This is a genomic window from Alteribacter natronophilus (genome assembly GCF_006007885.1).
In the GTDB taxonomy this organism is placed as follows: domain Bacteria; phylum Bacillota; class Bacilli; order Bacillales; family Salisediminibacteriaceae; genus Alteribacter; species Alteribacter natronophilus.
Genome location: NZ_VCRO01000001.1, coordinates 396,207 through 420,240 on the forward strand (window position 1 = coordinate 396,207; position 24,034 = coordinate 420,240).

22 protein-coding genes and 1 pseudogene are annotated in these 24,034 nt (G+C 48.5%); all 23 read left to right on the top strand.

Annotated elements, in window-relative coordinates; translation table 11 throughout:
* Positions 1–13 precede the first annotated feature (13 nt).
* The 23 genes and pseudogenes from FGB90_RS02070 to FGB90_RS02180 all read left to right on the top strand — a co-directional run bounded on the left by FGB90_RS02070 (position 14) and on the right by FGB90_RS02180 (position 23,973).
* Positions 14–2,248 carry a penicillin-binding protein gene (locus FGB90_RS02070; RefSeq protein WP_138808911.1) on the top strand — a complete coding sequence of 745 codons (2,235 nt, stop codon included), beginning with the start codon at positions 14–16 and terminating at the stop codon, positions 2,246–2,248.
* Between the two features lie 89 nt (positions 2,249–2,337).
* On the top strand, positions 2,338–4,293 hold the full coding sequence (locus FGB90_RS02075) for a stage V sporulation protein D (RefSeq protein WP_138808912.1): 1,956 nt from the start codon (positions 2,338–2,340) through the stop codon (positions 4,291–4,293).
* Between the two features lie 263 nt (positions 4,294–4,556).
* On the top strand, positions 4,557–6,038 hold the full coding sequence (locus FGB90_RS02080) for a UDP-N-acetylmuramoyl-L-alanyl-D-glutamate--2,6-diaminopimelate ligase (protein WP_138808913.1): 1,482 nt from the start codon (positions 4,557–4,559) through the stop codon (positions 6,036–6,038).
* Positions 6,031–6,921, top strand: a complete 891-nt coding sequence (locus FGB90_RS02085) for a UDP-N-acetylmuramoyl-tripeptide--D-alanyl-D-alanine ligase (RefSeq protein WP_138808914.1) — start codon at positions 6,031–6,033, stop codon at positions 6,919–6,921. The genes FGB90_RS02080 and FGB90_RS02085 overlap by 8 nt, the downstream gene beginning before the upstream one ends.
* A gap of 106 nt (positions 6,922–7,027) precedes the next feature.
* Positions 7,028–8,002, top strand: a complete 975-nt coding sequence (mraY, locus tag FGB90_RS02090) for a phospho-N-acetylmuramoyl-pentapeptide-transferase (RefSeq protein WP_138808915.1) — start codon at positions 7,028–7,030, stop codon at positions 8,000–8,002.
* Positions 8,003–9,358, top strand: coding sequence for a UDP-N-acetylmuramoyl-L-alanine--D-glutamate ligase (murD, locus tag FGB90_RS02095; RefSeq protein WP_138808916.1), 1,356 nt, complete (start codon positions 8,003–8,005; stop codon positions 9,356–9,358).
* A gap of 64 nt (positions 9,359–9,422) precedes the next feature.
* Positions 9,423–10,523, top strand: a complete 1,101-nt coding sequence (gene spoVE, locus FGB90_RS02100) for a stage V sporulation protein E (RefSeq protein ID WP_138808917.1) — start codon at positions 9,423–9,425, stop codon at positions 10,521–10,523.
* A gap of 759 nt (positions 10,524–11,282) precedes the next feature.
* Positions 11,283–12,068: a cell division protein FtsQ/DivIB gene (locus tag FGB90_RS02105; RefSeq protein WP_138808918.1), complete on the top strand. Its 786-nt coding sequence runs from the start codon at positions 11,283–11,285 to the stop codon at positions 12,066–12,068.
* Positions 12,058–12,762 (top strand): DUF881 domain-containing protein, encoded by a 705-nt coding sequence (locus FGB90_RS02110; RefSeq protein WP_306419225.1) that lies wholly within the window; start codon positions 12,058–12,060, stop codon positions 12,760–12,762. Before FGB90_RS02105 ends, FGB90_RS02110 begins: the two co-directional genes overlap by 11 nt.
* Positions 12,759–13,457 (top strand): DUF881 domain-containing protein, encoded by a 699-nt coding sequence (locus tag FGB90_RS02115; RefSeq protein ID WP_138808920.1) that lies wholly within the window; start codon positions 12,759–12,761, stop codon positions 13,455–13,457. Before FGB90_RS02110 ends, FGB90_RS02115 begins: the two co-directional genes overlap by 4 nt.
* 1 nt (position 13,458) lies before the next feature.
* Entirely contained in the window at positions 13,459–13,818 is a 360-nt protein-coding gene (locus tag FGB90_RS02120) for a small basic family protein (RefSeq protein ID WP_138808921.1), read from the top strand.
* Positions 13,819–14,104: 286 nt separating this feature from the next.
* Positions 14,105–15,421: a cell division protein FtsA gene (ftsA, locus tag FGB90_RS02125; protein WP_138808922.1), complete on the top strand. Its 1,317-nt coding sequence runs from the start codon at positions 14,105–14,107 to the stop codon at positions 15,419–15,421.
* A gap of 84 nt (positions 15,422–15,505) precedes the next feature.
* A complete protein-coding gene (gene ftsZ, locus FGB90_RS02130) occupies positions 15,506–16,699 on the top strand; it encodes a cell division protein FtsZ (RefSeq protein ID WP_138808923.1) in 1,194 nt (397 codons plus the stop codon).
* A 309-nt stretch (positions 16,700–17,008) separates the two neighbouring features.
* A complete protein-coding gene (spoIIGA, locus tag FGB90_RS02135; protein WP_138808924.1) occupies positions 17,009–17,929 on the top strand; it encodes a sigma-E processing peptidase SpoIIGA in 921 nt (306 codons plus the stop codon).
* 17 nt (positions 17,930–17,946) lie between these two features.
* Positions 17,947–18,669, top strand: coding sequence for an RNA polymerase sporulation sigma factor SigE (gene sigE, locus FGB90_RS02140; RefSeq protein WP_438502678.1), 723 nt, complete (start codon positions 17,947–17,949; stop codon positions 18,667–18,669).
* Between the two features lie 80 nt (positions 18,670–18,749).
* Positions 18,750–19,577: an RNA polymerase sporulation sigma factor SigG gene (gene sigG / locus FGB90_RS02145; RefSeq protein ID WP_210237228.1), complete on the top strand. Its 828-nt coding sequence runs from the start codon at positions 18,750–18,752 to the stop codon at positions 19,575–19,577.
* Positions 19,578–19,762: 185 nt separating this feature from the next.
* Positions 19,763–20,050 carry a YlmC/YmxH family sporulation protein gene (locus tag FGB90_RS02150; RefSeq protein ID WP_138808927.1) on the top strand — a complete coding sequence of 96 codons (288 nt, stop codon included), beginning with the start codon at positions 19,763–19,765 and terminating at the stop codon, positions 20,048–20,050.
* 73 nt (positions 20,051–20,123) lie between these two features.
* Positions 20,124–20,963: a peptidoglycan editing factor PgeF gene (pgeF, locus tag FGB90_RS02155; RefSeq protein WP_138808928.1), complete on the top strand. Its 840-nt coding sequence runs from the start codon at positions 20,124–20,126 to the stop codon at positions 20,961–20,963.
* 35 nt (positions 20,964–20,998) lie between these two features.
* Positions 20,999–21,679 (top strand): YggS family pyridoxal phosphate-dependent enzyme, encoded by a 681-nt coding sequence (locus FGB90_RS02160; protein WP_246056021.1) that lies wholly within the window; start codon positions 20,999–21,001, stop codon positions 21,677–21,679.
* Positions 21,680–21,706: 27 nt separating this feature from the next.
* Positions 21,707–22,147 (top strand): cell division protein SepF, encoded by a 441-nt coding sequence (locus tag FGB90_RS02165; protein WP_138808930.1) that lies wholly within the window; start codon positions 21,707–21,709, stop codon positions 22,145–22,147.
* Between the two features lie 14 nt (positions 22,148–22,161).
* Positions 22,162–22,422 carry a YggT family protein gene (locus FGB90_RS02170; RefSeq protein WP_138808931.1) on the top strand — a complete coding sequence of 87 codons (261 nt, stop codon included), beginning with the start codon at positions 22,162–22,164 and terminating at the stop codon, positions 22,420–22,422.
* 166 nt (positions 22,423–22,588) lie between these two features.
* The gene (locus FGB90_RS02175; RefSeq protein ID WP_138808932.1) at positions 22,589–23,365 is read left to right on the top strand and encodes a YlmH family RNA-binding protein; all 777 of its coding nucleotides are present in this window, start codon (positions 22,589–22,591) and stop codon (positions 23,363–23,365) included.
* 102 nt (positions 23,366–23,467) lie between these two features.
* A pseudogene (locus tag FGB90_RS02180) lies at positions 23,468–23,973 on the top strand (DivIVA domain-containing protein).
* The last annotated feature ends 61 nt before the right edge of the window (positions 23,974–24,034 follow it).

A 24,034-nucleotide genomic window follows, 5' to 3' on the forward strand; every position in this document is an offset into this window, starting at 1 on the left:
GCGGGTGTAAAAAATGGAAGTTATTAAAAGCAGGAAGATTACCTGGCGTGCCCTTGGGATACTCGTAATCTTCCTTTTATTTATTGCCGGCGTTTTTGGGCGGTTTGTGTATATACAGGCGGCGAAAGAAGTGCAGGATGAGGACCTTAATGAACTGATTGAACAGAGATGGTCACAGAGTCACGCTATTGAAGCGAAACGCGGTTCTATTCTCGATCGTGATGGCAATGCCATTGCCGAGGAAGTAGCGTCTTACACGATGATTGCCATTCTTCATCCGGATTACAGCAGGCCGGTTACAGATCCTGCAGACACGGCAGGAAAGATTGCCTCCGTGCTTGATCTGGATGCTGCTGCCCTTGAAGAGCGGCTCTCACGCAATGACCTTTACCAGGTTGAAATCCCCGGGGCGAGGTATCTTACAGTGGAGCAGCGCGATGAAATTGAAGCGATGGAACTGGACGGGATCGTTTTCAGAAAAGATCCTACCCGTTTTTATCCGAACCAGATGTTTGCCTCCCATATCCTCGGTTATACCGAGCGTGATATGAGTGAAGCCCGGATGGGACTGGAAGCAAGTCTTGATGAATACTTATCTGAGGAAGACGGCAGAATCACCTATCAGAGGGATGGGCAGGGACGCCGCCTTGCCGGTGGTGAACATTCCATAGAACCGGCTAAGGACGGCTACGATGTAAAGCTCACCCTGGACCATAAAATTCAGATGGTTCTTGAGCAGGCGCTTACACAGGTGGACGAAGAATATTCACCCGAGCGGATGATCGGGATTGTGGCGGATCCAAAAACCGGTGAAATTCTTGCTATGAGCAACAGGCCGAGTTTTAACCCTAATGAATATGAATCGATTACCAACTACACAAACTTTGCTGTTTCTTCCAGGTTTGAACCCGGTTCAACGATAAAAGCATTTACCCTTGCTGCTGCCATTGAAGAAGGTGTTTATAACGGGGATGAACTTTATCAGTCGGGTACATATCAGATCGGTCCCGACCGGATCCCGGATCATAACGGCGGGCGCGGATGGGGGGAGATTACTTTTGATGAAGGCTTCCAGCGTTCGTCAAACGTGGCTTTTTCCAAACTGGCCCTCGAAAAACTGAATCCTGATAAACTGTTTGAATATATGGATGCATTCGGCTTCAGGGAGCCTACCGGCATTGATCTTCCTCAGGAAGCGACAAGTGCCATAGCCGATTTCCGTCCTATTGATGCTGCAACCACTGCTTTCGGGCAGGGCTCAGCCATCACGCCTATTCAGCAGATTCAGGCTGCCACGGCGATTGCAAATGGCGGGGAAATGATGAAACCCTACGTACTGGACAGCATTTCCGACCCGGAAACAGGAGATGTCATCCATCAGACGGAGCCGGAACTGGCCGGGAATCCGATTTCGGAGGAAACGGCTGCACGTGTACTGGAACTGATGGAAACGGTAGTGACTGAATCTGCCGGAACAGGTCAGCCATATGCCATTGACGGTTTCGACATTGCCGGTAAAACAGGAACAGCCCAAATCAATAATCCTGACGGCCCCGGAAGGCTGACAGGACACGGCAACTACATCTTCTCCTTCATGGGCATGGCTCCTGCTGACGACCCTGAAGTGGTTGTCTATGTAGCAGTTGACAGACCGGAAATAGAACTTCATGAAAGCGGCTCGGTGCCGGTCTCAAAAGTGTTCAGGCCGGTCATGCAGCAGAGTCTGCAGTATCTGAACATTATGCCGCAGGAAAACCGTGAGGAAGAAGTAAGTGATGCAGGCGAGGTACTTACGGATTTTACTGGTGACCGTCCTGCTGAAGCTGCCGAAGTCATCGAAAACGCGGCTCTCACCCCGATTGTCATAGGTGACAGCGGCAAAATTGTGTCGCAGGTACCTGAGCCTGGATCCCAGATTCTCCCTGGTGAGCGTGTCTTCCTGCTTACGGATACTTCGGACTATACGCTTCCCGATTTCAATGGCTGGTCAGGCAGGGATGTTCATGCATGGGCCAACCTTGCAGGCCTGTCAGTCACAGCTGAAGGGAACGGGTATGTTACGGAACAGAGCATTGAACCTGGGGCCGAGGTAACGGAGGGGCAGCAGCTCCTGATTGAACTCGGTTACGGGGAAGCTGGAGAGGAACCGGCGGCTTCGGAAGATGAGGCCGTGGAACAGGAAGAGACTTCCGAAGAAGCGGATTTCGAGGATGAAGAAGACGAGGAAGAAGATTTCTTTATGGACTAGCCCGATTTCATCAGCGTGAGGACAGGTTCTAACCTGTCCTCTTTTTACATAAATGTGAACCAAGCCACTCTGAGAGGAAGGTTCATGCGATGAAATATAAACGGGTATCAAATGTTACTGTCCGCAGGCGACTGATCATCTTTTTAATGGCGGGCCTGGTGGTTTTTTCAGTGATTGCCGGAAGACTGGGGTACGTCCAGCTCGTCCAGGGTGACGAGCTTTCCGGAAAAGCTTCTGACTTATGGAGCAGGAATATCCCATTTGAGGCAAAAAGAGGTGAAATTCTTGACCGGAACGGCATTCCCCTTGCAACGAACGTAAGTGCACCGAGTGTTCTCGTTGTCCCCAGGCAGGTAAGTGATCCCGCAGGAACAGCAGATCAGCTTGCCTCTGTCCTCAGCATTGACAGGCAGCGGGCCTATGAACTGGTGACAAAAGGAGAATCAATAGTACGAATAAATCCTGAAGGCCGGAAAATATCCAACGAACTTGCAAGTGAAGTGAGACTCCTTCAGCTCGATGGCGTCTATATTGCTGAAGATAACCGCAGGCATTATCCGTTTGGAAATTATCTGTCCCACGTGCTCGGTTTTGCAGGTATTGACAATCAGGGTCTGACCGGACTGGAGCTTTATTATGATGAGTATTTGAAGGGGGAGCAGGGGCATGTTTCCTTTTATTCTGATGCAAAGGGACGGAGAATGCCGAACCTTGCCGATGAGTATACACCTCCACTTGATGGGATGAATCTGAAACTGACGGTCGATTCGAGGATTCAGACAATCATAGAGAGGGAACTGGATATTGCAGAAGCAACTTATAACCCGGATGGAGCCATTGCCATAGCAATGAATCCAAACACCGGGGAAGTGCTCGGGATGAGTTCGAGGCCGGGGTTTGATCCCGGGAGGTTTACAGAAGTTCCCCCTGAAATTTACAATCAGAATAAGCCTGTGTGGAGTCAGTATGAACCTGGATCCACATTTAAAATTATTACTCTTGCAGCAGCGCTTGAAGAGGGGCTTGTTGATCTCAAACACGACCATTTTCATGATCCTGGTGCCATTGAAGTAGCCGGACACCGCCTGAGGTGCTGGAAAAAAGGCGGGCATGGCTCCCAGACTTTCCTTGAAGTCGTGCAGAATTCGTGTAACCCGGGCTTTGTGGTTCTGGGAGAACGCCTCGGCAAAGACCGCCTTTTTGATTACATTCACGATTTTGGTTTCGGGGAGAAAACAGGGATCGATCTCCAGGGTGAGGGGAAAGGAATTCTGTTTGACATCGATAACGTTGGACCTCTTGAGCTTGCCACCACAGCATTCGGCCAGGGGGTAAGTGTCACGCCTATTCAGCAGGTTGCTGCAGTGGCGGCAGCAGTTAATGGGGGCTATTTGTACCAGCCGTATCTGGCAGGTGAATGGATTGATCCCGATACCGGGGAGGTTGTGTCAAAAACAACACCAAGGATGAAAAAAGATATTATCTCCGAGGATACTTCCGCTGAAATCCGCAGTGCCCTTGAGCATGTAGTGGCCAAGGGAACCGGCCGCGGCGCATTCGTGGAAGGATACCGGGTCGGGGGGAAAACCGGTACGGCTCAGAAAGCGGAAGGGGGCCGTTACCTGGAAAATAACCACATCGTTTCTTTTATCGGTTTTGCACCTGCAGATGATCCGCAGATCGTCGTTTATGTGGCGGTGGATAATCCAAAGGAAACGCTCCAGTTCGGTGGAATCGTTGCCGCTCCGATTGTCGGAAATATAATTGAAGACAGTCTTCAGGCGCTCGGTGTTGAAAAACGAAAGGACCAGATAGAAAAAGAGCGGATGTGGAATGAAGAGCCGCTGGTGGAAGTGCCCGATCTGATCGGCCGCACAGTAAAAGATATTAACCAGTCCTACTATGAGTTAAAACTGGATGCATCCGGCAGCGGCGGGGAAGTTGTTCTGCAGTCACCTGAACCGGGCACCAGAGTCGAAGCCGGATCTGTTGTCCGCGTGTATATGGATGAGAAACGGGATGACAAACCGGAAGAAGACCAGTAAAATAAAGACGGCATTCAGGATAACTGACGGCTGTCAAAGGCGGATATTAAAATGCAGAATGCGGTTTTTTACAGACGGTGATTCCGGCTGATTCGCATAATGAAAGATGGAACGTTTTATAACAGGAAACTGCTGCGGGCGGACGCTGTGCACGCGAACCGCAACGCCTGCAGCGGAGCTTCCGCCCTGTTCAAACGCGCATCATTCTTCTTCACAGACAAACAGGCTGAAATACAGTTCTACAACGAAACGAGGGATTGCACATGACAAAGCAGCTGACATCACTACTACAATTACTTCCTTCCTATGAATACATAGGCCAGAACGACCCGGAGATCGTATCGGTTGAAATGGATAACCGTGACGTAAAAACGGGGAGTCTGTTTATCTGCGTCCGCGGATTTACAGTCGATGGCCATACGTTTGCACCGGATGCTGTAAGCCGGGGGGCAGCAGCTGTTGTTACAGAAGAAAAACTTGAGGTGGACGTTCCCCAGGTTGTTGTGAAAGACAGCAGACGCGCAATGGCTCTTATTGCCAGTGCCTTTTATGACTACCCGACTGCCGATCTTGACCTGATCGGGATCACAGGAACAAACGGGAAAACAACCACTTCCCACCTTATTGAAAAAGTGCTGGCAGATGCAGGGCGGAAACCCGGACTGATCGGCACAATGTACACCCGCTTTGACGGCCAGGTCCAGGATGTTAAAAATACAACACCGGAATCACTTCCCCTTCAGCAGACCTTTCACAAAATGAAGGACCATGGTGTAACCTCTGCGGTAATGGAAGTATCTTCACACGCCCTTGAGATGGGTCGGGTAAGAGGGGTTCATTATAACGTGGCAGTATTTACAAATCTTAGTCAGGACCACCTCGATTACCATGGAACAATGGAACGCTATCTCCATGCAAAGGGACTGCTTTTTGCCCAGCTGGGGAACGGATACCATCAGGGGAAACAGCCTCTGGCTGTCCTGAACAGTGATGACGAAGCAGTAGAGGAGCTTCTGAAAATGACAGCGGCTCCCGTTATTACCTACGGTATAGAAAACGAGGCCGATATACGGGCTCTTGAACCTTCATATGACGAAGGCGGGGCCTCGTTCACTCTGAAAACACCGGAGAAAACCCTGCCTGTGAGACTGAATATGGTAGGTGCATTTTCCATTTATAATGCACTGGCAGCCATTGCCGCTGTCAGACCTTTCGGCGTTCCACTCGAAAACGCTGTAAAGAGCCTGGAGGAAGTGCACGGGGTGGCAGGAAGAATGGAGAAAGTTACGTCACCTGATGATCCGTTTACCGTTCTTGTAGATTATGCCCATACACCTGACAGTCTTGAGAATGTGCTTTCCGCTGTCCGGGATTTTACCCGTGGCCGCATCCTCACGGTGGTAGGCTGTGGAGGGGACCGGGACCGGACCAAGCGTCCTTTAATGGCAGGTATTGCTGAACGGCTGTCCGACTATGTATATCTCACCTCTGATAATCCCCGTTCGGAGGATCCCGGGGCCATACTCAATGACATGAAAGAAGGTATGAAGGGTCAGGAGTACACGATTATTACCGACAGGGAAAGAGCCATTCTCACGGCAGTACAGGAAGCCGGTGAAAAAGATGTTATACTCATTGCCGGCAAAGGTCATGAAACGTATCAGATTATCGGAGACCGGACTTTTGATTTCGATGATCGTGCCGTGGCAAGGGAAGCAGTGAAGGCGCTGAAGGAAAATGAGTAATACTTACCTTACTTCGTCATTTGTTTCCAGCTACTGCCGTCATGAGAAAGGGACGGAACCGCACGATTTTCAATCGGTTTCCCGGCGGGCGGATCAGGTGGAGCCTGGAGACCTGTTCGTCCCCTCCTGCGGGGCAGGGCTTATGGAGGAAGTCAGTCTTGCCCAGAAACGAGGAGCCTTGGGTATTCTCTTAAAGCATGATGATGTGGTATCCCTGAAATCACCTGTAAACTGTACTGTTTACAGCTCTGATGATCCGGAAGCAGCACTTCATTCAATGGCACAGGCCATGCTGGCAGAGTCCGGCCCTTCTGTTATTGGTGCTGCAGGGGAAGGGAAAGCCGAAATTGCCCTGGCTGCGTACTCGGTTTTCGGTTCAGCCTTCAGAGTCTCTCTTCTTTCTCCTGAACAAAGGCAGAACCTGACGGCTGAAATTCTCAATACACCAATGGATTGTGAAATGTTCATTATCGAGCTGCCGGATGACCTGATGGAGATCCCCGAATTTCTCCCTGTGTCCCACCTGATTGCCTCAGGCTCCCGGGGGGAAACAGAGCAGGCTGAAAGGATTTGTGCAGTGGCAGACCGGCTCAAGGCGAGCTGTGTCATCATCTGTGATGCCGAAGAGCCCCAATATGAACGTGACTGGGATAAAACGACCCTGACGTGCGGGCGTTCTGAAGGAGCTTTGTTCTCCGCAGACAGTCTGTCAAAGGATGGTGAAAGTCACACATTTAGGGTGAAAGGAATTGACTTTCGATTTTCCGTACCTTCGGAAATCAGAGTCAAAAGTGCTCTATATGCGGTTGCTGCCGGTATGCATATGGGACTTTCAGCTGAGGAAATTCAAAACGGGCTGAGTAATTCACGCAGCGTTCAGTGAAAATAAAGAAACAGAATAAAAATACAAAATTAAGCACCGGGTGCAGTTTGAAGGTGCAGGCCGGTCCCTGCAGTAGTCAGTGAGGTCAGAAAGGAGTTCCTAAAGTATGCTGGAACAAGGTTTGTTATTTGCATTAATTATGTCATTTTTAATTACGGTGATTCTGTCACCACTCTTTATTCCTTTTTTAAGACGTCTTAAATTCGGGCAGAGTATTCGGGACGAAGGTCCGGAGTCACATAAAAAGAAAACCGGCACACCGACGATGGGCGGTATTATGATTATTCTGTCCATTTTTGTAACCACCCTTATTATGGCAGGGGTGTTTCATTCCGTTAACGTTGAGATTTTTCTCGTTCTCCTCGTAACACTCGGTTTTGGTCTTCTTGGATTTCTTGATGATTATATTAAAGTCGCTAAAAAGCGTAATCTCGGACTAACATCAAAACAGAAGTTTATCGGTCAGCTTGTTATTGCTGCAATTTTTTATTTTGTTCTCGTCCGCACAGGGCTGGACACTGTCATCATGATTCCGGGGACTGACGCAGGCGTCGATATTGGCTGGTTATACTTTCCGCTCGTTATTATCATGCTTGTCGGGTCCTCCAACGCAGTTAATCTGACAGATGGACTTGATGGTCTTGTTGCAGGAACCGCAGCAGTGGCTTTCGGTGCGTTTGCCATCGTCGCCTATGCAGCTTCCCTGTACACTGTATCCCTGTTCAGTGCCGCCATTGTCGGTGCAGTACTCGGCTTCCTTGTATTCAATGCCCATCCAGCAAAGGTTTTTATGGGAGACACAGGGTCTCTCGCCCTCGGTGGAGCACTTGCCTCAATAGCCATTCTCACTAAAACAGAACTTCTGCTTGTTATTATCGGTGGAGTATTTGTAATTGAAACGCTCAGTGTTATTATCCAGGTCGCATCTTATAAAACTACAGGAAAACGCGTGTTTAAAATGAGCCCTCTTCACCACCATTATGAATTGTCCGGCTGGAGTGAATGGCGGGTAGTCGTCACATTCTGGCTGGTGGGAATTCTCTTTGCAGCTGCCGGAATCTACCTGGAGGTGTGGCTCTAAATGAAAAACATTTCCAAATACCGCGGAAAAGAAGTTCTGGTGCTCGGACTTGCCAAGAGCGGCACAGCTGCAGCGGAGCTGCTTCACAGCCTTGGGGCGAAGGTGACTGTAAACGATCAGAAACCACTGGAAGAAAACGAGGCTGCCCGGAAACTGCAGGAATCCGGGTGCACTGTTGTCTGTGGGGAGCATCCGCTCTCACTCGTCCACAGTGATCTGGCTGCACTGGTAAAAAATCCGGGAATCCGCTACGATAATCCCCTTGTTGAACGGGCAGTAAAGCTTGGAGTTCCGGTAATTACAGAAGTGGAACTGGCTTATGAAATCAGTGAGGCGCCTTTTATAGGTATAACCGGCTCCAATGGAAAAACGACAACCACAATGCTTGCATACGAAATCCTGAAAAAAGGGAGCAGGACACCCCGGATTGCCGGAAATATCGGCCAGGTAAGCTGTGAAGTTGCCTCTGACGCCGCCAGCAGTGATGTACTTGTAACCGAGCTGTCCAGCTTTCAGCTGATGGGCACCCGTTCCTTTAAACCGGAAGTGGCTGTCCTGCTCAATATAATCGATGCCCACCTTGATTACCACGGCACACGTAAAGCCTACGCAGAAGCAAAGGGCAGACTGTTCGCCAATACAGATGAACAGAGCGTGCTGGTCTATAATTGTGATGATCCCGAAGTAAAAAGGCTGGCGGAGCAGGCCTGCGGAATCAAAAAGCCTTTTTCTGTCCGTCAGAAGCTGACCCGCGGCGGCTGGCTTGAAGACGGCTGGCTCATGATTGACGGAAAACCTCTCCTGCACCGGGACGATATGAGCCTTCCAGGTGACCATAACATTGAAAATGCCCTTGCAGCAGCGCTTGCTTCGACCCATTACGGAGTGGATAGGCAGGCTGCCGCAGAGGTGCTGAAAACGTTCAGCGGTGTGCGGCACCGGCTGCAGTTCGTTGAGGATCTCAACGGCCGACAGATTTATAATAATTCCAAGGCAACCAATATTCCTGCCACTGTAACTGCTCTTAAAGCATTTGAGCGGCCTGTGGTTCTTATTGCGGGAGGTCTGGACCGGGGCAATGAATTTGAAGACCTCGAACCGTGGCTGAAAAAGAGGGTGCACGGGGTGGTAACCTACGGACAGACAGCATCCAAAATTGCGTCTGCCGCTGAAAATGCAGGAGTGCATACGATTCAGGCCGGTACATTGGAAGAGGCCGTTCCCTTAGCCTACGAACTCACCCGTCCAGGGGATGTACTCCTTCTATCTCCCGCCTGTGCAAGCTGGGATCAGTTCAGAACTTTTGAAGAAAGAGGAGACTGTTTTATAAGTGCAGTTGAAAAGCTGGACAGGTAAAGGCATGTTTGTCCAGTCAGGCGAATACAATCGGTAGTAGATGGACGGAACTGGGGTGTCTCTATTGCCGAAAACAAAAACTACGCCTGATTTTATTCTGATTGCCGCAACGCTTGCCCTGCTCGCAGCCGGTATGATTATGGTGCACAGTGCCAGCGCTGTCTGGGCTGACTTCAAATTCAATGACTCCTTCTTCTTTCTGAAGCGTCAGCTGTTTTTTGCCGGTCTCGGTCTTGCAGCTATGTTCTTCCTGATGCAGATCGATTACTGGTCCTGGCGTTCGTGGGCAAAAGTGCTTCTTATCATCTGTTTCGGTCTGCTTATTCTTGTTCTCATCCCCGGAGTCGGACTTGTAAGGGGTGGAGCACAGAGCTGGCTTGGAGTCGGCGCATTCTCCATACAGCCCTCCGAGTTTATGAAAATGGCCATGATTGTGTTTCTGGCAAAGTTTCTTTCGGAGAAACAGAAACACGTCACCACATGGAAGAAAGGCCTGTTTCCCACTCTTGGTCTGGTAATGACGGCTTTTGCACTCATTATGCTTCAGCCGGACCTTGGGACCGGCATGGTTATGGTTCTTACATGTGTGGTCATGCTGTTTGTAGCGGGAGCAAGAATTTCCCACTTTGCTGTACTGGGACTGCTGGGAGTGGGAGGCCTGGTTGGTCTGATTCTGTCAGCTCCGTACCGTTTAAAACGGATCGTATCTTTTCTTGATCCGTGGCAGGATCCCCTGGGCAGCGGGTTCCAGATTATTCAGTCACTCTATGCCATTGGACCAGGCGGTCTTATGGGGCTGGGGCTTGGGGAAAGCAGGCAGAAATATTTTTATTTACCCGAACCGCAGACCGACTTCATTTTTGCCATTCTGGCAGAAGAGCTTGGTTTTATCGGAGGCACCTTTGTTCTGCTGCTGTTTGCGATCCTCCTCTGGAGAGGTCTCAGGATTGCTCTTCATGCACCGGATCTGTTCGGAACGTTTCTGGCTACCGGCGTTATCGGTATGATCGCGATTCAGGTGATGATCAACGTCGGAGTAGTTACCGGTCTAATGCCTGTTACCGGAATTACGCTGCCGCTGCTCAGTTACGGAGGTTCGTCGCTTACGCTGATGCTTTCTTCGGTAGGTATACTGCTCAGTATCAGCAGATACTCAAGAGGTTAGCCGAAAACGGCCATGCCCGGTGCATGGCCGTTTTTCCTTTTCCTGACACAACCTGCCATAAACCAAGAGGCTGGCCGTTCTTTTGACAGTTGTTCGTGTAGAAATATACAGGAAAAAAATATTCCACATTTTTCTTATCTCATATCATGATTAATGCTTTTGAGCTATAATAAAAGAATACAAAAGCGCATCTGTCCCATGTGTTTCTGCCTGGGTCAGTGGTGGCAGAAGAGCTTCACAGACGCCTCTGTGAAGGCGGGAGCGAAAAAGAGAAGAAGTCATTAAATCTCTGAAAATAGGAATAAATCATAAATGAAAGCTGTTTTCGGAAAGATTGTTGTTTTATTCCGCTGCAGGCGGACGCTTTCACCACAGGCACAAGTGCGACATCCGTTCATGCTTCACGGTGTCTTCTATGCCGCGGGCATCACTTCAGCGAGCCGGAGAAGTCCTTCTGCTTCTTCCTCTGCAAGTTAATTTACGAGGCTGTATGCGTCGAAGCAGCTCGAAGCAATTACAGGATGTAACGCTCGCAGCTGATGCTGTTCCCGCTGGAGTCGCCGCCTTTCGCTGCATAATTAATTTGGTCAATAACAACAATCTATACGAACACAGTCTAAATGAAAGACAGGAGCGTCCTGACTGGTAAGTGGCGGCGAGTATACATACTACTGTGACTGAAATGGAAGTAAAGGAGGCCTTTCTGCTGACAGAAAATGCAGTGAGGCGTCTTGTGCATCAATGGGAGGAGGGGAGAACATGGATAAAAAAGTTGTGGATATTGAAGGCAGAATACCTACGATAAAGGAACGCAGAAGGCAGCTTGCCAACAGGCGACTGATTGTCTATGTGAGTATTTTCTTTCTCCTCATGATGGCTGTCGTTTATTTTCAGTCTCCGTTCAGTCAGGTGAAATCAGTGAAGGTGCAGGGGAACACCCATGTCAGTAATGATTTAATTACTGAGATATCAGGTCTCCTTGACGAAGTCAGTATCTGGCGTTATGACAGACAGAGTATTACGGCTGCACTCGAGGAACACCCTGAGATCAGCAGTGTCAGCCTGTCAAGAAGGCTGCCTAATACAGTTGTAATCGATGTAAGGGAGTATGGGAGAGTCGCTTATATTGAACAGCAGGGCTCATTTATGCCAATGCTTGAAACCGGCGTGGTTCTGACGGAAACAGACGGGGACGTGCAGCCGTATGATGCTCCCGCTGTATATAATTTTTCCGAAGGGGAACAGCTCCGTGAAATGGCTTCGGAACTGCGGAAACTGCCCCCGAGTCTTCACAGGAGGATCGCCGAAGTTCATTTGGAACCGGCAGAGAATGACCCTGTAAGACTGGTCGTTTTTATGACAGACGGATTTGAAGTCCATTCCACCATGCGTAATTTCTCCGAACGGATCCTTCCCTACCCTGCTGTCGCGGATCAGCTCGAAGCAGGAGCCGCAGGAATTATTCATATGAGGATGACTCCATATTTTGAAAGCTTTGAAAGTGAAAGTACCGAGGAGGAAGAAGAAATTGAAAGTGAAGGGTAGTCATGTGATTCTTTCCTTTGTCCTTCTCTTTACCGGGTTTATTCTGGCATTTTCCTTTCAGCTGACGATGGAAAGCCGGTCATCGGCAGACTTTTCATCACAGCCTGAAGTGGAGGATGAACTGAGAAACCAGATTATCATGCAGCAGGAGGCGAACCGCGAACTTACAGAGGAACTGCGCAGTCTCCAGTCTGAATTGTCCCTTGCGGAAGAAGAGACCGCGGCGAGTGAGCGCCGTTATTTCAACCTGGTGGAGGATATGGACAAGCTCAGGATGCTGACCGGTGAAGTGGCCGTTCAGGGTGAAGGAATTGAAGTGAGGCTTGACGATGCTGACTATGTGCCTGAAGACCAGCATGCAAACAGTTTCATCGTTCATGAAGAGCACGTGCAGAGGGTGATTGATGAACTTTTTGTTTCAGGTGCAGAGGCCGTTGCTGTAAACGGCCGGCGGATCAATCATCAGTCTTACATACAGTGTATCGGACCGGTTATTGAAATCGATGGAGACCGTTCTTTTGCCCCCTTTGTAATAACGGCTATCGGGGACAGCGAACAGCTTGAACTTGCACTTAACCTCAACGGTGGTGTAAGGGACCGTCTTGTGTCCGAAAACGTGGAAGTGCGCATACAGAAACAGAATAACATTATACTGGATCCTGATTTTGATGACAGTGAGGACGTGCAGTCATGAAAAATCCCGCTTCCGTTTTTACATTTGTCACTGTCATCATCGGGTTTATGGCTGCAGTTCTGTATCACTCCACAGGGGAGTCCGAGGTAAGGGATACTAGAACTGTAATGGAGTTAAGACAGGAACTTACTGCTGAAAAGGAAAGGCAGCAGGAACTGGAGGAAGAAGTGCTGAGACACGAACATATTCTTTCGGAACTTACCGGAGGAAGTGATCCAGAGGCTGTCATGGAAGAGGCCATGATGGATCTGAGAGAGAAAGCAGGGCTCACGGATGTGAGCGGGCCGGGAATCATTGTGGAATTAAAGCCTTACTTTTCAGAAGGGTATGACGGCGGGGCAATTCGTACTGTACCTTCAGAGCTTGTAAGAATGCTTATAAATGAGCTGAATATTTACGGTGCGAAGGACATTGCCGTCGGTTCCCAGCGAATAGTATCAACGACACCGGTACGTGAGATTCAGGGTATGACTCATGTTAACAGCAGAAGAATTGCTTCCTTTCCGCTTCAGGTGAGGGTGCTGACGGATCGTCCCGATCAGCTGTATCATTACATGATGACTTCAGCTGTAAGGGAGTTTCTGCAGTATGAGAATTTTGAAATGACGGTAACCCAGGTAAGTGAACTGACGCTTCCCGGCTATGACCAGACAATGCGGGTCCGCTACATGCAGCCTGTTAAGGAGGAATCGTAATATGTGGCTTCCGATTGCCGGTCTGCTCATCGGGATTCTGCTGGGGCTTACTACAGGTTTCCGGGTACCGGATGCCTACTCGAGTTATCTGTCCATAGCGGTACTTGCTGCACTGGACACATTGTTCGGTGGAATCAGGGCCCACCTTGAAAAAACTTTTGAGGAAAAAGTTTTTTTGACAGGATTCTTCACAAATATTATTTTAGCCGCGGGTTTGGCTTTTCTAGGTGTCCATCTTGGTGTAGACTTGTATTTAGCAGCTGTTTTTGCATTCGGGGTAAGACTGTTTAACAACCTTGCCCAAATCAGAAGAATTCTGCTTGAAAAATGGAGCCGGTACCGGGAAAGGAAATCCGCCTGACCCATTCCCTTAATTTATCTGTGAAAATACCGGAAAAAAAGAGGGAATGTCAAAAAGATGTGGAATACATTGTGTACTTGCCAATCTTTAAGGTAAGGTGGTTTTACCCGTACTTTTACTCCTGTTCTGCAGCCTGCGGGACTGCATTTACACTGCAGAGTCAGCAGCTGCATCCAGGACGGATAAAAGGCCTGTGGTACGGCCGGTCTTAACAGAGATTATTAAAAATGAAGCACCGGACTGACCGGTGTGTCATAGACGGAGGAATTGAAGGAGGTGCCAGAGAATGAACAACCACGATACGTACGTGACTTTGGACATCGGCACATCTACAGTCCGAGTAATTATCGGCGAAATGTCCAATGGAACACTTAATATTATCGGAGTAGGAGAGGCAGAATCAGAAGGAATCAGAAAAGGGTCGATCGTCGATATCGATGAAACGGTCCGCTCGATCCGGTCGGCGGTGGAAAAGGCCGAACGGATGGTAGGTCTGAAAGTGGAAAATATTATCGTCGGAGTATCCGGCAATCATATACAGCTCCAGCCCTGTCATGGAGTGGTTGCTGTTTCCAGTGAGGACCGTGAGATCGGTGATGAGGACATTATCCGGGTAATCGATGCTGCACAAGTGGTTTCTGTGCCCCCTGAACGGGAAATTGTCAATGTTCATCCCAAACAGTTTATTGTTGATGGACTTGATGAAATCAATGATCCGCGCGGCATGATCGGTGTGCGACTGGAAATGGAAGGTACGATCATCACAGCATCCAGAACGATGTTACATAACCTGCTGCGCTGTGTGGAAAAAGCCGGACTCAATATTGCAGACATTGCCCTTCAGCCTCTAGCTGCCGGTTCTTTTGCCCTGCTTAAGGATGAAAGAAGTCTCGGCTGCGCACTCGTTGACATAGGCGGAGGATCGATCACGGTATCAGTGTTTAAAAATAATGTACTGCAGGGAACGTCTGTACTGCCATTCGGCGGAGATCACATTACAAATGATATCAGCATCTGCCTGCGTACTTCGACTTCGGAAGCGGAAAAAGTTAAAAAGGAGTATGGCTGTGCCTATATTGACCATGCTTCGGATGATGAACTTTTCGAAGTTTCCGAGATTGGAAGTGACGATCTTCAGGAATATTCCCAGGCAGATTTGGCACAAATTATTGAACCCCGTATGGAGGAAATGTTAGGGTTAGTTCATAAAGAAGTGCAGAAACTCGGATTTAAAGACGTTTCAGGAGGCTACGTCATGACCGGCGGCACGGCGAAAATGCCGGGAGTTCTCGAACTTGCACGGGAAGTCCTCCAGAAAAACGTCCGTATGGCGGTTCCCGATTATATCGGTGTAAGAGAACCCCAGTATACAAATGGTGTCGGACTGATCCATTATGCCCACCGGAGTGCCAGAATTCAGGGTAAGGAAATTGCTGCAGGTGTGGCACAGGTGAACCATGATCCGGCAGAGGAAAGACAGGAACGTTCGGCTAAGAAACAGCAGAAGCAGAAGCAGAAACAGCAGCCCGAACAGGAAAAGCAGAAAGACCAGCCGGGGGTAAAGAAACGCGTCTCAAAACTGTTTAAAGTGTTCTTTGAATAGGAGACTGCCGGTACACATAGAGCAGCAAAGCTCACAACCAAAAAGTGATGATCATGTGAAGCATGATAGATTGGGGGATCGTAAATGTTAGAGTTTGAGATGGACATGGAGCAGTTAGCTACGATAAAAGTAATCGGTGTCGGCGGTGGAGGAAGCAATGCCGTGAACCGTATGATTGAAAACGGCCTGCAGGGTGTGGAATTTATTGCGGTCAATACGGACGCACAGGCTCTTCACCTTTCAAAAGCCGAGAAAAAACTTCAGCTTGGCGGCAAGCTTACACGCGGTCTTGGCGCAGGGGCAAACCCTGATATCGGAAAAAAGGCGGCGGAGGAAAGCCGTGAGCAGCTTGAAGAAGTGCTTGGCGGAGCCGACATGGTTTTTATCACAGCCGGAATGGGCGGTGGAACCGGTACTGGTGCAGCGCCTGTTATTGCCGAAATTGCAAAGGACCTGGGCGCACTTACAGTAGGGGTTGTGACCCGTCCGTTTACATTTGAGGGCCGTAAGCGTATGACACAGGCAGGAAGCGGGATCGGTGCACTTAAGGAAAAAGTGGACACACTGATTGTCATCCCGAATGACCGTCTTCTTGAAATTGTCGACAAAAATACTCCTATGCTTGAAGCGTTCCGTGAAGCGGATAACGTTCTTCGCCAGGGTGTACAGGGTATTTCCGACCTGATTGCCGTTCCCGGTCTGATTAACCTTGATTTCGCCGACGTGAAAACAATTATGAGCGAAAAAGGTTCAGCCCTGATGGGAATCGGTATTGCCACAGGGGAAAGCCGTGCAGCTGAAGCAGCCAAAAAAGCAATCAGCTCCCCGCTCCTTGAAACATCCATTGACGGAGCTCAGGGCGTACTGATGAACATTACAGGCGGAGCAAACCTGAGCCTGTTCGAAGTTCACGAAGCAGCTGAAATCGTTTCTTCTGCTTCCGACAGTGAAGTAAACATGATTTTCGGTTCCGTTATTAACGAAAACCTTAAAGATGAAATTGTGGTAACGGTTATTGCCACCGGATTCGAAGATGCGGAAGAGCGTCCCGGCATGCCGCGTCAGCAGCTGAATAACACTGCCCGCCGCGAAGCACCTTCCCAGCCTCGTCAGGAGCAGCCGCCTCAGCAGCAGCCGGCACAGCCTTCATTCGAGGAACCACCGCGTGAACAGCGTGAGCAGCAGCCGGCTTCAAACAAAAACCAGCGACAGCCTTACGAAGAAGAGGGAGATTCCCTTGATATCCCGACATTTCTCCGTAACCGCCGCCGCCGCTAATAATCAGTAACAGATCATAAATAAGGATGCACCGTTGAACGTCTGCTGAGCAGCCGTCCTGACGGAGCATCCTTTTTTGTGTACTGCAGAGGAATAAAATAACAATCTATCCGATAACAGCTTTACCAAATGAGCTTCTTATAACATTTATTAGGATTATTGAGGCATGAAATGGAGGCATAATGGAATCTGACAAATACACTGAAAAAAAATCAAAATTACACGGACGCGGATTCCAAAAAGTGACAGACTTACAGCCGCTCATAAGCTATACTGTTTTCAAATTCCACCTTTTAATGAGGGGATCTGATGACGTTATACCTGGATGTAATCTGGCTTCTCAACTTTCTTGTTGACTGGATGCTCCTGGCACTGACCGCGCTTGCCCTGAAAAGGGGGGTTACGAAGAAAAGGCTGGCCGGAGGTGCGTTCATTGCATCACTGTACTTATTTCTTCTCTTTTCTCCTGCTGCACATATTGCTGCCTCACCACTGTTCAAGATTGTCTACTCCGCTGTTATAGTCTGGAGCACTTTCGGCTTCAAAGGTTTTAAACCTTTCTGCAAAGCCTGGATGATGTTTTATTTTGTGAGTTTTATGACCGGGGGAGGGCTTATTGCTGCCCATGCGTTTTTCTCCACTGAAATCCTGATCATAAACGATACGTTTGCCACCCGCCTGAACGGATTTGGAAGTCCCGCCAGCTGGCTGTTCGTCGTACTGGGATTTCCGGCTGTCTGGTATTTTTCCAGAAAATCAATCGGAGGAATTGAAACGGCAAAAATCCGTTTCGATCAAATTATGAAAGTCCGGATTCGTACAAGGGGAATTGATCTTGAGCTTAAAGGATTTGTGGACAGCGGGAATCAGCTAAAGGATCCAATTTCCTCAAGACCGGTCATGATTATTGATATGACGAAGCTTAAAGACTCATTCCCTGATGAACTTGTGCAATTTACAGAGAAGGGAACCGAGAGTATCACTGATTTCCGAAGTGCCGAAGAATACGCTATGACACTTGTGCCCTACAGGACCGTCGCCGGCGGTCACCAGTTCCTGTGGTGCCTTAAACCTGATCTCGTTACGGTATTTCCTGATGGGGAAAAAGAGGCGTTTGACTGTACCCGTGTTTTAATCGGTCTGAGCTATTCACCGCTGAGTTCACTCGGTGACTATGAATGTATACTTCACCCGGGGATGTTTCAGGAACGGAAACAGTCACCGGCATGATGCGAAGGGGAGGAATGATGTTGAGGATTTTACTGATGAAAGCGAAGCTCTGGTGGTATAAACTTCTCATTAAACTGGGCATTAAATCCGATGAAGTCTTTTATATAGGAGGCAGTGAAGCATTGCCTCCGCCTCTTACAAAAGAGGAGGAAGCACATCTTCTAAAAAAGCTCCCCAGTGGGGATGAAGCAGTCAGATCAATGCTTATTGAACGTAACCTGCGGCTGGTTGTCTATATTGCCAGAAAATTTGAGAACACCGGCATTAACATTGAAGACCTCATCAGCATCGGTACGATCGGGCTTATCAAAGCAGTCAATACATTTGATCCTGAGAAAAAGATCAAGCTCGCCACCTACGCTTCCCGTTGTATTGAAAATGAAATTCTGATGTATCTGAGGCGCAACAATAAAATCCGTTCGGAAGTATCATTCGATGAGCCGCTCAATATTGACTGGGATGGAAATGAACTGCTCCTGTCCGACGTCCTGGGAACTGAAGAGGATATTATTACCCGCGGCATCGAAGACCGAGTGGACCGGAAGCTGCTCGTTAAGGCGCTTGAGACACTTTCAGCCAGGGAGAAACAGATCATGGAGCTTCGTTTTGGACTTGCCGGGGGCGAGGAGAAAACCCAAAAGGATGTAGCTGATCTGCTTGGGATTTCCCAGTCCTATATTTCACGTCTGGAAAAAAGAATTATTAAACGCCTGCGGAAAGAATTTAATAAAATGGTGTAACGATGCGGGCCCGGCACGCTGATTAAGAAAGTGTAAATTTTCAGAGAAGCAATTTCTGCATAAATTTCCCTCCTGAGGAGATACTGAATTTTGTACATCAGCTCCTGTTGGGAGGGAAGGCATTGACACGGAACAAAGTTGAAATTTGCGGTGTGGATACATCAAAGCTGCCCGTTCTAAAGAACAAGGAAATGCGCATTCTGTTTGAAGAAATGCAGAACGGTGATATCACAGCAAGGGAAAAGCTTGTGAATGGAAATCTCCGTCTTGTGCTGAGCGTAATTCAGCGTTTTAATAACCGCGGCGAGTATGTGGACGACCTGTTTCAGGTCGGCTGTATCGGTTTGATGAAGTCAATCGACAATTTTGATTTAGGCCAGAACGTAAAGTTCTCAACGTATGCAGTTCCGATGATTATTGGGGAAATCAGACGTTATCTGCGTGATAACAACCCGATCCGGGTATCGAGATCCCTCAGGGATATTGCGTACAAAGCACTGCAGATCCGTGATACGCTCATGAATGAAAAACGGCGTGACCGGGAACCGACGATTCAGGAAATTGCCAAGGTGCTGGATGTACCTAAAGAAGACATTGTTTTTGCACTCGACGCCATCCAGGATCCGGTGAGCCTTTTTGAGCCGATCTACAACGATGGCGGCGATCCGATCTTTGTAATGGACCAGATCAGTGATGACAAGCAGAAAGATTCCCAGTGGATTGAGGAGATAGCGCTTAAGGAAGCGATGATCCGACTTAATGACCGGGAAAAGTTAATTCTGGATATGCGTTTTTTCCAGGGGAAAACGCAGATGGAAGTGGCTGATGAGATCGGCATTTCCCAGGCTCAGGTTTCCCGTCTTGAAAAAGCAGCGATCCAGCAGATGAATAAGCATGCAAAAGAATAAACCTGCCCTGTGCAGGTTTTTTTGTTTTGTGCTGGATGAGAGACTTTTTCAGAGGGCTCCGTTAAACGGGCGAATCAGCTGCTGTGTTTGTAAAACCATATCGAACGCTTGTTTTACCATCTCCTGCCCCGAACATAACCCGTTTACCGCCGGCATACAATGGAGTAGAACGGGAGGGGATTGCAGTGCTGAAAATATCGGATATTCAGTCCAAGGACATTGTTAATCTGGCAGATGGACGGCTGCTCGGCCATATCAGTGATCTTGACATTAACCTTAATACCGGACGTGTGGAAGCCTTTGTTATTGGCGGTGGAAAGATGATGTCTTTTTTCGGCAAGCAGGAACAGGAGATCGTCATACCGTGGAATAATGTAGTCAAAATCGGTTCAGATGTAATTCTTGTCCGTTATAACGACGGAAATTTTACGGACAGCCATTATCTTCCCCAAAACAGCGGAGATACGACATAAAAAGGGTCCCCTTTGTTCCGCAGTGGTGAAAAAAATGGTAGAATAAAAAGAAACAGTGAAAAGGGGGGCGAAAATGAGCTCACCAGAACCGTTTACACCATCGCGTTCACCTCTTTTTCTGTCCCTGCCGGCTTTTTCCCGGGCGTCAGCTGCTTCATCTGCTGTAACCGGGTTTACAATACGCAACGGCGGGACGGGAAAGCCGCCGTTCGATACATTGAATCTCGGCCTTCATAACGGAGACAGTCCCGAAACCGTGCTGGGAAATCGTCACCGTCTCGCCAATGAAACAGGTTTCCCGCTGGAAAACTGGGTCGCCGGGGAACAGGTGCACGGAGGAGAGGTGGCGGAAATTACGTCGGCTCACAAAAAGTCCGGTGCTTTAAGTCAGGACACTGCACTCAAACAGACAGACGGGCTGTTCACGCAGGAAAAGGGCATACTTCTGGCTAGTTTTTATGCGGACTGTGTCCCTCTGTACTTTTTTGATCCGGTCAGTGAAACGATTGGACTTGCCCATGCGGGATGGAAGGGTACGGCTCAGAACATCGCCGGCAATATGCTGGAAGCTTTTGAGCAGGCCGGAGCTGAACGTAAAAATATCCACGCCGCAATCGGTCCCTCCATATCAGGCGGGTGCTATGAAGTGGACAGCCGTGTGAAGGACAGGCTGGATTCCCTTCCGGTAAGCGATCTTTCACAGGCAGCCGTATCATGCGGAAGCGGCAGGTACCGTCTTGACCTGAAAGAAGTGAACAGACAGCTGATTCTTTCTGCCGGAGTGGGTGAAAACCGGATTTATGTAAGCAGCTTATGTACATACACCGAAGACAGTCTATTCTTTTCCTATCGCCGCGATCAGGGGCGGACCGGCCGGATGATGAGTTTTGCCGGCATGCGGGAAAAGGAATAACGAACTGGCACATACAGGAGAAAGGAGGGCGTGCCTTGGGAGTAAAAGAAAACTTTCTCTCCATCCAGGAGAGAATCCGACACGCCTGCGAAAAAACAGGACGGGAGCCGGAAGCGGTAAACGTCGTGGCAGTTACAAAGTATGTCTCCCTTGAGCGGACGCGTGAAGCACTCCATGCCGGCATTCGCCATATTGGGGAAAACCGGGTTGAAGGCGGTGCTGAAAAAAGAGACGCCTTTCCGGATAGAGGGACATGGCATTTTATTGGAAGTCTCCAGAGCAGGAAAGTGAAGCGGATGATCGGCAGATTTGATTATCTGCATTCCCTGGACAGGCTGTCACTAGCAAAGGAAATTCAAAAACGCAGCGAAGGGCCTGAGCCGCTTAAGTGTTTTGTTCAGGTGAATGTATCAGGTGAGGAATCCAAAGCCGGCATCAGTCCTGACGAAACCATGGCTTTTATCCAAAGCCTGAGGGAATATCCTGCTGTTCAGGTCGTTGGACTGATGACGATGGCTCCTGCTGTGGACAACCCCGAGGATGTCAGGCCGTACTTCAGTAAACTGCGTGAACTAAGGGACGAAGTTGAAAAACGGAACTATCCCCATGCCCCGTGCCGTGAACTCAGTATGGGCATGAGTGGTGATTTTGAAGTTGCTGTGGAAGAAGGAGCCACTTTTGTAAGAATCGGCTCCGCACTTGTAGGAACGTCCTGAATTCATCGAAAAGGAGAGGAAAAAGCTATGGGAATGAAAACAAAATTTAAACGCTTTTTTGAACTCGATGACGAATATACAGAAGAAGAAATAACGAAGGAAACATACGAGGAACCCCAGCGGCATGAACCCGTTTACGAGGATAAAAAAGAAAAAGGGAACGTTGTTTCACTGAAAAGTGTCCAGCAGTCAAGTGCGGCAAAGATGATGCTGATTGAACCACACAGCTATGATGAAGTGCAGGATATAGCAGATCATCTGAAAAACCGCAAAGCTATTGTTATCAATCTGCAGAGAATCCACCACGATCAGGCAAAAAGAGTCGTCGATTTTTTAAGCGGAACAGTGTATGCTATTGGTGGAGATATTCAGAAACTCGGCGTTAACATTTTCCTCTGCACTCCCGATAATGTTGACGTATCCGGGTCCATTTCCGAAATACTAACAGAAGACAGACAGAACTTTTAGGCAGGTGAACTTGAATGGGAGCACTATTTAGCTTACTGAACACACTTTTGTTCTTTTACACGATTCTTGTGTTTATCTACATCTTTATGTCCTGGGTACCGAACCTCCGTGAAGGCGCCTTCGGTCAGATGGTGGGCAGACTTGTGGAACCGTTTCTGACTCCGTTCAGAAATATTATCCCGCCTATGGGCATGATTGATATTTCACCAATCGTCGCCATGCTTACGCTCTACTTTGCACGCATGGGGCTTGCGCAGCTTGCCCAGTATTTCTAAGCTGTAATCAGACAGGCGCACTGCATAAAGCGGCGCCTGTTTTCATCGTTTTATGCTGTTTTCGTAACGTTGCCCGCGGAAAGCGTCCGCCTGCAGCGTCATAGTACAACAATTTTTTCGAATACAGCGTTGTTTTAACATTAATTTTTACCGAGGTTGTGATCCGGTGTCCATTTATCAGCATTTTCGCAGGGAAGAGCATGCATTTGTAGATCAGGCAGCAGGCTGGAAACAGCAGGTAATTGACCAGTACAGCCCTAAACTGACCGGTTTTCTGGATCCGAGACAGCAGGAAATCGCCGCAAGCATTACCGGAACCGGGAGCGATGTGCGCGTCTCGTTTTACGGCGGCCATCCTGATACTGAACGGAAGAGAGCCCTGTTTTATCCTGATTATTATGTGCCTGAACCGGCTGATTATGAGGTGGTTCTCTTTGAAATAGACTACCCTTCCAAATTCGTCACCATCGGGCATCCTCAAGTACTTGGTGCACTTATGAACATAGGGCTTAAGCGTGAGAAATTCGGTGATATTATTCAGAATGGTGAGCGGATCCAGTTCGTATGCGCAGCGGATATTGCTCCTTTTGCTGAAATGAACCTTACAAAAGTCGGTAAAGCTTCCGTTAAGCTTAGCGAAAAGCCTGCTGAAGAAATGGCCGTACCCGAAGTAAAGTGGAAGAAAGTGACCTTCACGGTCTCCTCCATGCGTCTTGATGTCGTTGCGGCGGAATTGTTTAATCTCTCACGTGCAAAGTCAAAAGCCCTTATTGAAGGTGAGATGGCCAAAGTGAACTGGAAAGTGGCGAAGGACCCGTCCATGCAGCTTCAGGCGGGTGACATGATTTCACTAAGAGGAAAAGGAAGAGCCAGACTGTTTGAGGAAGAAGGCAGAACAAAAAAAGATAAAATCAAACTCCTGGCAGGATATCCTTCAGAATAGAGCCTTTTAAAAAACACATGGATAAAGAAGGAATCGCGTCCGTCTTTGTCGAATAAAGGATAAATACATAATGCAAACAACATCCAATGGAGGTGCACTATTATGCCACTTACACCGCTTGATATTCATAATAAGGAATTTACCCGCGGGTTCAGAGGGTATGACGAAGATGAAGTAAATGAATTCCTGGATCAGGTAATCAAGGATTATGAACTGGTGATCCGTGAAAAAAAGAGCTTTACGACCGGGTAAATGAACTGGAAGAGAGGCTTGAGCACTTTTCCAATCTGGAAACAACCCTTAATAAATCCATATTCGTAGCACAGGAAACCGCAGAGGATGTTAAACGGAGTGCTGACAAGGAAGCGAAGCTCATCATCCGTGAGGCAGAGAAAAATGCCGACCGCATTATTAACGAATCCCTTGCCAAATCCAGAAAGATTGCACTCGAAATAGAAGAACTGAAAAAACAGTCCAAAGTGTACCGGACGCGATTCAAAATGCTTCTCGAAGCCCAGCTTGAGATGCTTTCATCCGATGACTGGGATGAGCTGGCAAAAGATATCGAGGAACCTGAAGAGGAACCTGCCGGGCAAATCAGAGGATAAACGTCTGAAGGTTGCGCTTTTTACAAAGTTGCCTTATAATTTTTTTCAGGTCTGACAATAA